This window comes from Butyrivibrio sp. CB08 (assembly GCF_003625485.1).
In the GTDB taxonomy this organism is placed as follows: Bacteria; Bacillota; Clostridia; order Lachnospirales; family Lachnospiraceae; genus Butyrivibrio.
In genome coordinates this window covers 246,519-260,724 of record NZ_RAIR01000004.1, presented here as the reverse complement: position 1 = coordinate 260,724, position 14,206 = coordinate 246,519, and the positions used below count along the sequence as shown (strand labels likewise).

At 45.2% G+C, this 14,206-nt stretch carries 8 protein-coding genes; 3 read left to right on the top strand and 5 right to left on the bottom strand.

The window, feature by feature from the left end:
* Positions 1–4 precede the first annotated feature (4 nt).
* The 3 genes from D6855_RS09220 to D6855_RS17085 all read right to left on the bottom strand — a co-directional run bounded on the left by D6855_RS09220 (position 5) and on the right by D6855_RS17085 (position 5,996).
* Positions 5–943: an ABC transporter permease gene (locus D6855_RS09220; RefSeq protein WP_120740273.1), complete on the bottom strand. Its 939-nt coding sequence runs from the start codon at positions 941–943 to the stop codon at positions 5–7.
* A 103-nt stretch (positions 944–1,046) separates the two neighbouring features.
* On the bottom strand, positions 1,047–2,831 hold the full coding sequence (locus D6855_RS09215) for a sugar ABC transporter substrate-binding protein (RefSeq protein WP_243111851.1): 1,785 nt from the start codon (positions 2,829–2,831) through the stop codon (positions 1,047–1,049).
* A gap of 381 nt (positions 2,832–3,212) precedes the next feature.
* Positions 3,213–5,996: a carboxylesterase family protein gene (locus D6855_RS17085; protein WP_330546915.1), complete on the bottom strand. Its 2,784-nt coding sequence runs from the start codon at positions 5,994–5,996 to the stop codon at positions 3,213–3,215.
* A gap of 257 nt (positions 5,997–6,253) precedes the next feature.
* Here D6855_RS17085 and D6855_RS09205 point away from each other — a divergent pair, with 257 nt between their 5' ends.
* Together D6855_RS09205 and D6855_RS09200 are read left to right on the top strand one after the other, a co-directional pair.
* The gene (locus D6855_RS09205) at positions 6,254–7,987 is read left to right on the top strand and encodes an SGNH/GDSL hydrolase family protein (RefSeq protein WP_120740271.1); all 1,734 of its coding nucleotides are present in this window, start codon (positions 6,254–6,256) and stop codon (positions 7,985–7,987) included.
* 107 nt (positions 7,988–8,094) lie between these two features.
* Positions 8,095–9,996, top strand: a complete 1,902-nt coding sequence (locus D6855_RS09200) for a sialate O-acetylesterase (protein WP_158589500.1) — start codon at positions 8,095–8,097, stop codon at positions 9,994–9,996.
* Positions 9,997–10,232: 236 nt separating this feature from the next.
* Here D6855_RS09200 and D6855_RS09195 read toward each other — a convergent pair whose 3' ends face one another.
* Positions 10,233–11,126, bottom strand: a complete 894-nt coding sequence (locus D6855_RS09195) for an AraC family transcriptional regulator (protein ID WP_120740267.1) — start codon at positions 11,124–11,126, stop codon at positions 10,233–10,235.
* A gap of 96 nt (positions 11,127–11,222) precedes the next feature.
* Here D6855_RS09195 and D6855_RS09190 point away from each other — a divergent pair, with 96 nt between their 5' ends.
* A complete protein-coding gene (locus D6855_RS09190; protein WP_120740261.1) occupies positions 11,223–13,208 on the top strand; it encodes an alpha-glucuronidase in 1,986 nt (661 codons plus the stop codon).
* 10 nt (positions 13,209–13,218) lie between these two features.
* Here the strand turns inward: D6855_RS09190 and D6855_RS09185 are convergent, their stop codons facing one another.
* Positions 13,219–14,079 (bottom strand): AraC family transcriptional regulator, encoded by an 861-nt coding sequence (locus D6855_RS09185; RefSeq protein WP_120740259.1) that lies wholly within the window; start codon positions 14,077–14,079, stop codon positions 13,219–13,221.
* Positions 14,080–14,206: the final 127 nt, after the last annotated feature.

Sequence of the window (14,206 nt, the reverse complement as noted above, 5' to 3'; positions counted from 1 at the left end):
CCCCTTAGAATAACCTTTCTCCACCGTGTCGCTTAGCAATTGAATTAGCGATCACGATGATGGCTATTGATACTACGCTCTTGAAGATACCGGCAGCAGTACCAAGTGAGTAGTCATTCTGGCTGATACCCCAGGTCAGTACATAGATGTCGATGGTATCTGAAACGCTTTTAACAAGACCGTTTCCTAAGAGATACTGTACTTCAAAACCTGCATTTAACAGGTTACCCATGTTCATAATAAGCAGGATAATGATCGTAGGTTTGATTCCTGGTAATGTAACATTTTTGATCTTGCCCCATCTGCCTGCACCATCGATAGATGCAGCTTCGTAAAGACAGGGATCAATGGATGTAATAGCTGAAAGATAGATGATGGCGTTCCATCCGGTTTCCTTCCATACATGCGCAAAGGTTACGATTGGCCAGAACAGCGCAGGTATCGAGAAGAAGGGAACGGTATCTTTAACTAATCCAAATTTAACAAGTAACTCGTTTACAATACCTGTAGATGAAAGAGCATCGTTCATGATACCTGTAACGATGATCCATGAAAGGAAGTGAGGAAGGTAGGAGATTGTCTGTACTACCTTTTTTGCCCTCATCAATCTGAATTCATTTAAAAGAATGGCAAATACGATAGCTGTAAGGGTTGTGAATATAAGATTCAAAGTACCCATACAGAAAGTGTTTCTGATAACTCTAAGGAATGTGGCATCAGAAAACAGGAATTTGAATTTATCAAGTCCAACCCACTTGGAGTGGAGAAGTCCTGTCTTATTCTTATAATTTTCAAAGGCCATCAGCCAGCCGGCAAGTGGCAGATAACAGAATATGAATCCGTAAATTACAAACACTGCAGACCATGCTATAAGAACCTTTTGCTTTGCAAGCTCTTTTCTGGTTATGACCCTCTTTTTTGGCTTGGCGACGGTAGTACTCATGTTATCGGTTCCTTTCGTTTAACTATATCTCTTAAAAAAGGCAGCCATATACTTGATCGGCATATGGCTGCCCTGTAATTCAAAACCTGAAAGTTAAGCTTTATCAGCCTGCATTCTTAGCAGCTTCAACTCTTCTGTCAAGCTCTTCCTGCATCTGGTTGAGGAAGTCCTGAGGATTGCATCCCTCATAAGCCTTCATGTAGTTAGCCCACTCGCTCTCGAAGTCAGAAGCCATAACTACCTTAGGAAGCCACTCGTGCTTGCACTCGCCCATCTTTGTCCAAGCTACACCACCCTCTGTTGATGTATCGAGGTTGTTTGAGTATGACCACATTGGGAACCAAGGATGTGTTGCGTTTACATCTTCCTGAACTGAACCGATAAGGTCAGGATAGTTCTTAGCGCCGTATGCATCGAAGCACTTCTGAAGAGGCTCTGCCAACTTGTCATAGAACTCAGAAGGCTGCTCTTCTGGAAGGTTAGCGTTCTTGCCGTCATCACTTGTTCCGCCGTACTGTGGAAGGTAGCTGTACATGCACATGTGATCAGCCTTGTATGTAGGATCAGCAACCTTAGCTCTGATCTCGTCAGTTCTGTAGAAGAGACCGTTCTCATCTACGAGGTAATCTTCACCTTCAACACCCCAGAAACGGAGGTTCATGATATCCTGGTCAAGCATCTTGTCAAGGAATGAGAATGCAAGGTCAGGGTCTGAGCAGCTTGTTGTAACTGCGATACCTGAAGCTGTGTTAAGTGTGTCACCATATGTGTGCCATCTGTTTGGCATACCTTCTTCAATTGTAAGTCCTAAAGGAACATAGTTGCATCCCTGCTTGTCAAGGCCTGCTGTAAGGAGTGCGTCGTTGATCTGCTGGAAATCCCAGTACTGATCGCACATACCAAGTACGTTACCATTTGAAAGCTTCTGGATGTAATCATCGTACTTCTGTGTTCCGAAATCTTTATCTACGATACCCTTCTGGTACTCTTCGTTAAGCTTAGCGAAATACTTCTTAGCTGTAGGAGTTGTGTTGTAGTCAACGATAGTTGGCTTGTCCTTGCCTTCAAAATCTACGATAACAGAACCGTCGTTTGGATATCCATCGAGGAACTGAGGAGCGTTCTCAATACAGAAATATCTCCAGTCATCACAGAGACATGTGTAAGGGATGATGTCCATCTCGTTGCCGTTAGCGTCCTTAGTCTTAGGATTAGCTGCTGCATATCTCTCAAGAAGATCGAAGTACTGGTCAAGAGTCTTGATCTCTGGGTAGTTATCCCACTCAAGAACACGAGCCTGAATCCAGAAAGCTTCGTCGTTGTGAGCTGTTCCTGTAGGAGCGCCCTTTGTGTTCTGGAATACGTTACACCAGTAGATGTGTCCATCGTCCTGTCTGAACTGATCCCACTCGTTCTTGGTGTAGTAGTTTGTAAGGTTAGGATACTTGCCGCTCTCAAGATACTCATCCCAAGGTACAAGTACGCCTTCGTTGTAAAGGTCTGCACATCCGTCACCACCATCGATAAGATCTGGATATGTTCCAGATGCGATGATTGATCCGATAGCCTCAGCAACTGTCTGTCCAGTAAGCCATGTCTCTTTAAGACGAACGCCTGTCTTCTCAGCGATCATGTCCTGGATCTCGTTGTTGCCGCTGTTGATCTCTGTTCCTGGCATTCCAGCGAAGAATGTGAAATCAACGATGTCGCCGCTAGCTACTGTAGTATCAGTTCCTGTTGACTGAGCTGCAGTATCGCTACCGCCACTTGTTGTTCCTGTGCTGTCGCCTGCATTCTGAGCAGCGCCGCCGCAGCCAACAAGAGCAGCTGCCATGAGCATAGTACTCATAGAAAGAGCAACAACTTTTTTCATTGTTTTGTTTTTCATACTAAACCCCTTTCTCCCATATTGTTTTCAATAGATGAAAAACCAATGTGCTTCTTTTTATAAAACCATTATAAAAATTGACACCTATTTTTTAGAATGGAAATCTTTTACTTTTGTAAGCACTTTTTTTACTTTATTCACAAAAAATTAAAGATTTGTACTTATTTGTTGTGGGAATTATACAATACGAAAAGCACTTTTTGTTCAAAAGTGCTTAGGAGGATTGGCATAATGCCAATTAAATGAAAAAGATATTGGTTTATTATATTAGTAATGTACAACTTGATGAGTAATGTATCTACTCAAATAATTGCATTAGCATCTCAATAAATGACAATGGGTGACAAAGAAAACTAAATTTCGTTGTCACCCAATGCTGTCTTAGTGAATAAATTCTATTGATTCAAGTGAGCAGTTACCTGTTCCTTTGTAGATAAGATACAGAGAGCACTTTGCATCTGTAAGAGGAGCAGTAAACTTGCAGCTGTGTTCTGTCCAGATATTGGAGCCATTTCCTTCGATAACTCCGATAGGATCTTTGTCCAGAGCTGTCTTTATCTCAAGCTTTCCGTTATAGTATGCCCTGGTTTTGATCTTAAGGCCAGTTGCGTTCGTAACATCAAAGTACTTAAAGCCTACTGTGGTTCCGTCGGTAATACCCTTGATGTAGCCATCATTCTGCTCACCGTCTCCGCCTTCCTGAACAATCCTTGGAGCGCTTTCCTCCACGTACATCTTCTTTTCAGGAGTGAAGATATTGCAGGCAATGTAGGCAGGATACTCACCGTAGTCGGAGAGAGGACCACCATTAAGACCGCAGGATGTGATCTCAACCTGAGGGATCTTTCCATCTTCTGTAAAGGTTATCTTTTCAGCACAGCCCTGCCTTGAGAACCAGGTTCCATGGGTATGTCTGTGGTAAAAGATATACCAGCTGCCGTCAATCTCTACAATGCTTCCGTGGTTGTTGGCGCCGTAAGCTGATGGCTCCTCTGCGTTCTTGTAGGTTCCGATGTGCATGTCACAGTTACTTACGATAACACCGCCATAGGTAAATGGACCTTCAGGCTTGTCAGATGTTGCATAGCAAAGCTCATGCATAACCTCTGATGAATAGATGAAGTAATATGTATCCCTGTGCTTTCTAATAGAAGGAGCTTCGAAGAAAGCATGGTTTTCAAAACCTGTGCCCTTGCTGTACTGATCTCCGGGAACAATGATCTGTGGAGCTTTTTTGACAGTGAGCATGTCCTTATCAAGAACAGTGAACATTGCGCCGTGTCTTGACTTATCACCCTGTCCGCAGAATCCTGTGTAAAGGTAAGTAACGTCACCCTCTGTCATAACACCTGGATCAAACTGAGGCTCATCTCCCTCTTTATCTCCAAGCTTGGTTCCGTCTTCATAATGAACATATCCGTAGAACTCAAATGGGCCAGCTGGAGTATCAGCTACTGCAACAGATACAATGCTTACCTTATCAAGTACATAGTAGAGGTAATATCTGCCGTCAGGACCAACTGTGATATCAGGAGCATACAGGCACATGTGACCGTCAGGGTTAAGAGGGTCTGAAATCTTGGGATAGATAACTCCCTCGTAGTGCCAGTTGCCAAGATCGTTAACTGGAGCTGACCAGCATACATAATCTCCAAGGCAGAAGGTCTCGCCCTTATACAGGTCGTGGGAACCATATACATAAACCCTGTCGCCAAATACGTAGGGCTCTCCATCAGGGATGTATTCCCAGGATGGAAGATAAGGGTTAACAGCCTGTTTCTTGCTGCCCTGTCTTATGCCGCCTTCCTTTTTAAGATTAGATCCGCGGCCGGTAAATTCCATTTCGTTTCTGTTTTCTTTTGTGAAGGTCTCCCACTTTGGAAGAGGAGTGCCTCCCTTATCATTGCCATTGGGATCACCAGTCTTAATAAAGTTCGCGAAGTAATCGCACATCTGACAAGCCAGCTCGAAATGCCTTCCCTCGTATGGTCTGTGGCAAAGGTGCAGAGTGTTAAAGAAGAACCAGAGATCGCAGGAGTGGAAGGTTCCAGGATACGCATCGCCAGGATGTCCATCTCCAGGGATATCCGGATCAAATCTGTAATAGTAGAAGCTTCTGCCTGGACACTTTTGTGAAGCGCTGTCAAAGACCTGCTTAACTGAAAGCTCAACGTTATTGACACCGGCATCTGAAAACTCATCTGTGGTGTTGCCTGAAATGACAGGAACATCAAGGCCTATGCCATTCATCAGATTCTCTGTAGGGTCTCCTGTGCAGAACTGTCCATCTACAATAGGGAACATTCTTCTGTGGCCATCTGCAAATTTGTTATAGCCATCAAGGAGCTGTCTTGAAGAAAGAGCCCGTGCCTCTTCAAGGGTTGATACCCCAAGGCAGTCAAAAAACTCTTTTCCCAGATCCTCTGCCTGACTTAAGTTAAGAGGATGGAAGATATCTGCGTCAGAATTTTCTAATCTGATAATTCCGCTAAAGATAGCAGCGGCTTTGATGATATCCTTGTTGTCTTGGCAGCTTAGCTGGTGCTGAACACTTGCTCCGCCAGCTGACTGGCCGCCGATAGTGATCCTGTCAGGGTCACCACCAAAGGCGGCGATATTTCTTTTAACCCAGGCAAGGCCTGCTTTCTGGTCAAGAAGTCCAAAGTTTGAAGGAGCATCAGGAGACTCGCCTGTGATCTCAGGATGAGCCATAAATCCAAAGCATCCAAGACGGTAAGCGATGCTGACAACTATAACGCCGCGCTCAGCAAGAGGCTCTCCGTTAAATTCCATCTCGGCTGTGTAGCCCCACTGGAAGCCGCCGCCGTAGATCCATACAAGGACAGGAAGCTTATCTTCCCTGCTCTTAGCTGGAGTCCAGATGTTGAGGTAGAGACAGTCCTCACTCATTGGAATCTCAGGATCCACGTGCCACTCTCTGTTATAAACGATATCTCCAATTCCAGGGGTGTCCTGGTATGAGATTGGTCCAAACTGGAAAGCATCGAGCGTGCCATCGTAGTCCTTGCAGGGCTGAGGCGCTTTCCATCTGTTCTCGCCAACTGGAGGTGCTGCAAAAGGGATGCCCTTAAAGACAGTGACTCTTGGGTCGTTGCCAGGAAGGCCCCTTACTTTTCCGTTTTCTGTAGTAGTTTCTCTAAGCATGTAATTTCCCCCGAATGCCGGATTTCTGAACCCAGCATAATATAGTTTTTGCTAATTGTAATTTACTGTATCCGCAAAATGCCTTCCACCTAATTATTGCCATGGTCATCCCAAAGGTTGCTAACATTTTTTCGATTAGCAATTTATGAAAAGAAATTCGCAGTATCTTGGTGGAGAGGATGAGGGACCGGATTGTATAGTTTTATTACACTGTTATATTTTGGGGTTACAGCACTTATAAAGTAGGGAGAGAAGGTATGTCAGATAGCATAAACAGAGGACCGGTAGCACCTAAGGATCCAACAAAAAAGAGGCCCTTCTTCTATATTATGAAGGACAAGGAGATCTTCGGAGCTCCTCAGCCAGATGGCAGTTTTGCGCACTTTTTGTACATGGATATGGGAAGGCTTATTGATGCTGCAAAGCTTACGGGAAACGTCACTGATGAAGATATGGTGGAGTGCATGAAGTCAAGGGCTGGACTTCAGAAAATGGTCCACTCCATCGGAGTCAGCGTATCTTCTGCAGATGCAGATAAAAGTGTAAAGTTCGTGGTCGAGATGTATCCGGTAACTCCTGGGGATGAGGTTACAAATATCGAAGCGCTTGTTCCCATGGACGACATGGAGATGGTGATCGACCTTTCAAAGGTTGACTGGAAGGACGGCGACAGAGAGCTTGGCCAGATAAGATACGTCTTTGACGCAGAGGGAATTCAGGGTACCACAACCGTTAAGTTCTATTTAAATGACGGGTTTGAAGCTCCCGAGCAGCCAGCTGAAGAGCCGGTAGATTTTGAAGGCGCTGCTTATAAGGCCATGATACAAAAGAGCCTTATGCAGACCGGCAATGAAAGCAGAATAAAGAAAGTTCTTGAGAAAGCGAAAAACGGTCAGGACGTGACCCTTGGATTTATCGGAGGCTCCATAACCCAGGGTGCAGGAGCTATTCCCATAAACGAGAAGTGCTATGCAAGGGTCTTCTACGAGGACTTTGCAAAAAGATATATGAAGGGCGGAGAGTGCATCTTCGTAAAAGCCGGAGTTGGAGGAACTCCCTCTGAGCTTGGAATGATAAGGTTTGAAAGAGACGTCCTTAGAGATGGCGCTGCCAAGCCTGACCTTATCGTCATAGAGTTTGCGGTTAACGACGAAGGTGATGAGACGCAGGGTGTATGCTACGAGAGCCTTGTAAGGAAAGCTCTTGCGCTTCCCTGGAAGCCTGCAGTAGTACTTTTGTTTGCAGTGTTCTCAAACGACTGGAACCTTCAGGACAGACTGTCTCCTGTTGGAAGAAATTATTGTTTACCAATGGTCAGCGTCCTTGACGCAGTAAGCCCTCAGTTCCCGCTTTTGCCAGGTAAGGGAAGGGTGATCTCCAAGAACCAGTTCTTCTATGATGTTTATCATCCAAGTAATCTTGGACATCAGATTATGGCGGACTGCCTGTCAAACCTTATAGATACTGTAAGTGAAGATGCTGTCGAAGTTGCAGAGGAAAAGGCTCTTGAAGAAATCGCCCCTGTCATCGGAGCGGACTTTGAACATATTGAGCTTCTTGATAGAAAAGAGCTGCCAGCTCTTAAGGATAAGTTCAATATAGTAGAGGTTACCGAAGGCTCTTTTGACCAGAAGGACACAGATCTTCAGGCTGTGGAAATGGACAAGGATATCGAGATGATACCTGAATTTCCACACAACTGGTGCCACGAAGAAAGCACTGATGGCACAAGGCCATTTAAGATGACACTTACCTGCAAGAGACTTCTTCTTATCTTTAAGGATTCCGCAAGCGCAACTCACGGAACTGCAGAAGTTTTTGTTGACGGGAAGTTTATAAGGGATGCTGATCCCCACGTCAACGGATGGACTCACTGCAACGCGGTAGTTCTTATAAATGAGGCTGAGGCAAAGCCAAGAGAAGTGCTGATACAGATGAAAGAAGGCCATCAGAACAAGAAGTTTACAATCCTCGGTTTCGGGGTGGAATGACAAGAAAGTCAGAAAATGTAAAAAACATGGCGGAAAATGTGAAGGGACATGACGCCATGTTTTTATATAATGAGCAAAGAGAGTGGAAAATTATGGAGTCACAGGCAATGAATAAATTAACTCTTCCAAAGATCATTTCAGATGGAATGGTCATCCAAAGAAGAAAGAGAATACATATATGGGGATGGGATAAGCCCGGAACCACTGTAGAAGTAACATTGGACAATCTGTCTTCAAAGGGCGAAGCGGATGAGAAGGGCCGCTTTGATATCTTCCTCTCTGCCAGGGAAAGCGGAGGTCCTTTCGAGCTTATTGTTTCAGATGACAGGGGAGAATCCATAACTGTTAAGGACGTGATGATAGGACTGGTGTGGCTTGTGACCGGTCAGTCAAACATTGAGCTTCCTATCGCCAGGGTAAAAGACAGGTATCCGTCCCTCGCATCTATAGAGGAAAACCCAGGGATCAGAACCTTTAAGATCCTTGAAGATACAGATTTTAACGGACCTCTTGAGGAGCACAGAACCGGTAGCTGGAGCCATGTAAGTGCAGATACTATTATGAACTACTCTGCAACCGGATACTTCTTTGCTGCATATCTTCAGAAGATAACAGGCCAGACAGTTGGCTTTATCAATGCATCTCTTGGCGGTTCCAAGATCTCTTCCTGGATGTCAAAAGAGATGCTATCTGGATATGATGAGCTCATCGCCGAAGGTGAGAAGTACGCCGATGATGACTTCAGACAGAGCCAGATAGATAAGAATGATATAAATGAGAGTCTCTGGAGAGAGAAGCTTGATAAGCAGGACAGAGGCCTTTCTGAGAACTGGAAGGACCCGGATCTTGACGAGCGCAGCTGGAAGGAAATGGAGATTCCAGTGATGTTTAAGGACACTGAGCTCTCTGGCATGAATGGCTCTGTGTGGTTTAGAAAGAGCTTTGACCTTCCAAAGGAACTTGCAGGTAAGAGTGCAAGACTGTTCCTTGGAACTTTGGTAGACAGAGACCAGGTCTTTGTTAATGGCAAATTGGTAGGAGGTATTGAATATCAGTATCCTCCAAGAAAATATGATATCCCTGAAGGTCTTACAAAAGAAAAAGATAACCACGTTGTTATAAGACTCTGCGTTGAACACGGCCTTGGAAGGATAACTCCAGACAAGGAGTACAAGATCTTTAACGATGATGCTGAGGTGCGTCTGGATGGCAAGTGGTACTACAAGGTGGCAGCAAGATGCGATGCTATCCCTGAGCACGACTTTATCAACTGGCATCCAACTGGACTTTATAACGCCATGACAGCACCATGCCACAACTTCCCAATCGATGGAGTTGTATGGTATCAGGGCGAATCCAATACCTTTGAACCCTGGGACTACGAAGATCTCTTGCGCCGCCAGATAAGTGGTTACAGAGAAAAGTGGGGAGAGGAAAACCTCCCCTTCATCATCGTTCAGCTCCCTAACTTTGTTATCGACGTAGCGCCCGTTGACGATCCATGGCCTACCTTCCGTCTGACCCAGTCAAAGCTCCTTGACGATCCAATGGTCGGCATGACAGTAAATATGGACCTTGGCGAAGACAATGACCTTCACCCGACCGGCAAACGCCGCATTGGTAAGCGCCTTGCTCTCTGGGCTGCCCACATTAAGTACGGCTATAGCGCTGAATACACTGGCCCAAGCCCAGTCGCTGCCAAGATTGCAAAAAGCGGCCTCATCAAAGATACACTGATTGAGCTGTCACTTGATCATGCTAATGGACTTGTTGCGAGAGACATCGGAAAAGGTATAGAAATAAAAGACTTTGAAATTGTTGATAACAAAGGAAATGTTTCTTCTGCTGTCGCAGAAATTTCAGATGAGAAGATTTTACTAAAGACCAGCATTAAACCTGATAAGATCGCTAAACTCCGTTACCTTGTCAAATACACTTATTCCGGAGCAATGCTTTACAACAAGGCAAACTTGCCTATGGGACCTTTCGAAATTCCTGTATTTCACTAGATACAGCATTATCCTCCCAAGGGGATGAGACGTAAATTGGCCAAATAATAATCCTTTGTCCCCCGCAGGGCTTTTGAGCCGGAGCCAGGCGAAAAGTACTGAAAATCGGATTCGAAAGAACCTCATCTCGATTTCCAGCATAGCCTACCGCTAGGCTCGAAAGGACCTCGCCAAGCGGATATGCCAACCGCAAGCGTCCCAAGAGGACAAAGAATTATTATTTGGCCAGCTACCACTCACCCCTCGGCAGGAACATCTGCACCTTGTCGATACAGTTTGCGGAATTCTGTGGGTGAGCATCCGTTGGTCTCCTTGAATACACGGTTGAAGGTAGACAGACTGAAGAAGCCGCTCTGCAACGCAATATCCATTACGGACAGGTCAGTGTCACCAAGAAGTTCCTGCGCCATCATTACGCGGCGCTTGGTGATGTACTGATAGCAGGATATTCCCATGCAGGACTTAAAGAGCCTCTCAAAGTGATACTTGGAGAAACCTGCAAGATCTGCAAGCTGCTCAACTGAGAGGTCCTCGCTTCTGTGAGAATCAATGTAGTTAGTTACGGTTACTAACTTTTCAATATTTTTAGACTGGGCATCTGATGAGCCAGATGGCAGTACAGCATCAACAAGATGCATGCTTCCGATCTGAGCAAGGATCAGAGTCACCAGAGAATAAACTGAGATCTGCAGGAACTCATCGCTCTCTCCGTAGAGCCTCTCAATATCCCAGAAATAGTTCTGGAGGCGGGCTGCTTCCACGGGATAAGCACTCTGCTTAACATGAACGTAGGGTGGAAGAGTCTTAAGGAGGGGCACCAGCTGAGAAACCTGTGAATAACTGGTTATGTCAAAGAGCAGAATCATCTTTTCACCGCCTGGCGCAACAGCCAGATATTCGTGAAGAGTTCCGGGAGCGATCAGCATGATATCTCCAGGGGCACAGTTTACCACAGCAGAAGAGTCGTTGTGGAACTTGACCTGGAAGGAACCAGAAAGCGGCAGAATGAGCTCCACCTCGTTGTGCCAGTGGAGTGGATATTCATTTAGCGTGTTGTGGTAGAGAAGAACTCCCTTAAGGGTGTCATAGTAGATATCTTCTCTGGACTGGGCGTTAATATCAGCGATCATTACCCTGCTCCTTTGTAAGTTAACAGCTTAATACCCTGTTATTCTAGCATAAAAGCTCCAAATTAAATACCAAGATATGGAAAGAGGTTTATTAAAATGGAACCAAAAAAATGGACACAGCTATGGCTTGACTATCACAAGATGTATGAGGGACAGAAGTCCTGGATAATAGCTGTTACCGGCTTTGACAAAGAAAATAAGGTTTTGCGAAATGCCCTTTCGGAGTTTGAAAAGGGTATCCTTGCCATGACTTTAGAAACTGTCACTGAGGAAGTGAGCGCAGATGCTCTCACCTTCACAATTTCCCAGAACAGAACCCTTCCTATAGAGGGCTACCGCATTGACGGAAGCCACGACGGAATCCTTCTTGAGGCTTTTGATGAAAAGGGTGTTCTCTACGGCGTGTTCGCCATCCTTCGTCAGATCGCCTGCGGGAAAAGAGCTACAGAGGTGGAAGAAAATGCGGCTCCAACTAACCCTCTTCGAATGATGAACCACTGGGACAACATGGATGGCAGCATCGAGAGAGGTTACTCCGGAGAATCCTTCTTCTATGTAAATGAAGAGATCGTAATAGATGACAGGACCAGAGACTACGCCCGCTTCATGGCCAGCATTGGCATCAATGGCATCGTAATAAATAACGTAAACGTCAAGGGCGCAGCATCCTACCTTATCACCGACAGATATTTTGATAAGGTAAAAGAGCTTTCAGATATCTTTGAGGGTTATGGCATCAAGCTGTACATGTCCCTTAACTTTGCATCCCCTATTGAGCTTGGTGGCCTTGATACCTGTGATCCTTTAGATAAAGATGTCATCTCCTGGTGGGAGGACAAGATAAAAGAAGTTTATGACAGACTCCCGGGCTTTGGAGGTTTTCTTGTAAAGGCTGACTCTGAGGGAAGACCCGGACCATTCACTTATGGCAGAACCCAGGCTGACGGAGCCAACATGCTTGCAGATGTGATAAAGCCCTACGGCGGAATCATCATCTGGAGATGCTTTGTATATAACTGCACTCAGGACTGGCGCGACACCAAGACTGACAGAGCAAGAGCTGGTTACGATTACTTCAAGGATCTTGACGGAGCATATCATGACAACGTCATCCTTCAGATCAAGAACGGACCAATGGATTTCCAGATCCGCGAACCTGTATCACCTCTTCTTGGTGGCCTTATGCACACCAACCAGATGCTTGAGGTTCAGGTCGCTCAGGAATACACAGGTCATCAGATAGATCTTTGCTACCTTATCCCAATGTACAAGGAAGTCCTTGATTTCCACACCCACTGCAACAGGGGTAAGGACACAGTAGCAGATGTAGTAAGCGGCCGCACCATGGGCAATAAGCTTGGTGGAATGGCAGCAGTAATCAACACAGGAAACGACGAGAACTGGACTGGCAATGACCTGGCTGCAGCCAATCTCTACGGTTTTGGAAGGCTCTCTTTTAACACCCGCCTTACATCCGAGGAGATTGCAAAAGAGTGGATTGCCCAGACCTTTAACCTTCCTGAAAAAGAGAGCGACATCCTTTGCAGCATGCTCCTTAGATCCAGAGAGATATACGAGAAATACACAAGCCCTCTTGGAATTGGCTGGATGGTAACACCTATGGGCCACTACGGACCAAGTGTTGACGGTTATGAATATTCAAGATGGGGAACTTATCACAGAGCTGATCATTTGGGAATCGGCGTTGACAGGACAGATAAGGGTACAGGCTATGCTCAGCAGTACTACGAAGAGAACGCTAAGATGTACAACGACCCCAATACCTGTCCGGAAGAGCTTCTTCTTTTCTTCCATCACATTCCATATACATGGAAGCTCAAGACTGGTAAGACTTTGATGCAGCACATCTACGACAGCCACTTTGAGGGTGAGGAAGAGGCAAGAGGCCTTGCTGCTGACTGGGATAAGTTAAAAGAAGTGATCCCTGCCGAAAGCTTTGACAGAGTTAAGAAGAGATTTGACCTTCAGCTTGATAATGCCAGAGAGTGGAGAGATCAGGTGAACTCATACTTCTATAGAAAGAGTATGATCCCTGATGAGAAGGGCAGAACCATCTATTAAAGAGTCGCCCTTAACTTGCGCGATAAGACAGCTGGAACTGTTTTGGTGACATTCCGATCTGTTTTGAGAAGCGCCTTGAAAAGCTGGAATAGTTATTATATCCAACCATAAAGCAGACATCGTAAGGAGAATTGTTCTGAAGCAATAATTTTTGCGCCAGAGCAATTTTCTTTGCATTAATGTAATGTTTTAAAGAATCGCCAGTTGCTTCGCTAAAAGCCCTGCTCAAGTGGTCAGAGCTGTAGTGAAGCTCAGCAGACATGGCATTTATAGTGATATCTTCCGAGAGATGTGTGTCGATATAATCAAGGATCTTGGATACGACTACAGGCATGGAACTTCTCTTTTTCTGAGGAGGAACGTTCTCTGAATACTTGCATGTCAAAAGAAGGAACTCGGCAAGATATGCCTTGGACAGGACGCTGTGGCCATAGCTCTTTGAGTGGAGCGCTTCTTCGAGCTTACCAGCGATAGAGATAAACTTGGAGATGGACTCCTCAGGAATACGAAGGTGATTCATGTTGGCGGAGTCGCAATTTCTAAAGAGGGTACTGAAGTCTGTCTCAGCATCCCCAAGGTTCTTCAGGTATTCGTACTGCACGTTGATGACGATTCTCTCGTAGCCAGTGATATCTTCAAGGTCTATCCCATGGAAAACAAGGGGGCTGATAAAGAACATGTCCCCTCTTTTCATCTTAAAGAGCTCAGGCTCTATCATGATGTTTACATCCCCCTTAAGGAACAGAACAACTTCATAGCCATCATGATTGTGAACGGTATTTATATCTTCGGGTGTAACTCTGGCCATTTTGTGCTCACAGATGATCTCCTGATCGATCATACTGTATGGGCAGTTAAGGCTCTTTTTCATGGTTTAAACCCCTCCGGAAATGGTTGTGCAGTTTATATCGGAAAATGCAAAAAACTTACTGCATTTTGTGTATTTATTATAAAATCCCATATCTTATGATTATTTATATCATTGAAATGGGGAAACA

What these genes read in the sequence shown, in the direction of transcription:
- D6855_RS09215 (WP_243111851.1), bottom strand. Translation starts at nt 2,831, where the DNA reads ATGAAAAACAAAACAATGAAAAAAGTTGTTGCTCTTTCTATGAGTACT.
- D6855_RS09220 (WP_120740273.1), bottom strand. Translation starts at nt 943, where the DNA reads ATGAGTACTACCGTCGCCAAGCCAAAAAAGAGGGTCATAACCAGAAAA.
- D6855_RS09205 (WP_120740271.1), top strand. Translation starts at nt 6,254, where the DNA reads ATGTCAGATAGCATAAACAGAGGACCGGTAGCACCTAAGGATCCAACA.
- D6855_RS09185 (WP_120740259.1), bottom strand. Translation starts at nt 14,079, where the DNA reads ATGAAAAAGAGCCTTAACTGCCCATACAGTATGATCGATCAGGAGATC.
- D6855_RS09195 (WP_120740267.1), bottom strand. Translation starts at nt 11,126, where the DNA reads ATGATCGCTGATATTAACGCCCAGTCCAGAGAAGATATCTACTATGAC.
- D6855_RS09200 (WP_158589500.1), top strand. Translation starts at nt 8,095, where the DNA reads ATGAATAAATTAACTCTTCCAAAGATCATTTCAGATGGAATGGTCATC.
- D6855_RS09190 (WP_120740261.1), top strand. Translation starts at nt 11,223, where the DNA reads ATGGAACCAAAAAAATGGACACAGCTATGGCTTGACTATCACAAGATG.
- D6855_RS17085 (WP_330546915.1), bottom strand. Translation starts at nt 5,996, where the DNA reads ATGCTTAGAGAAACTACTACAGAAAACGGAAAAGTAAGGGGCCTTCCT.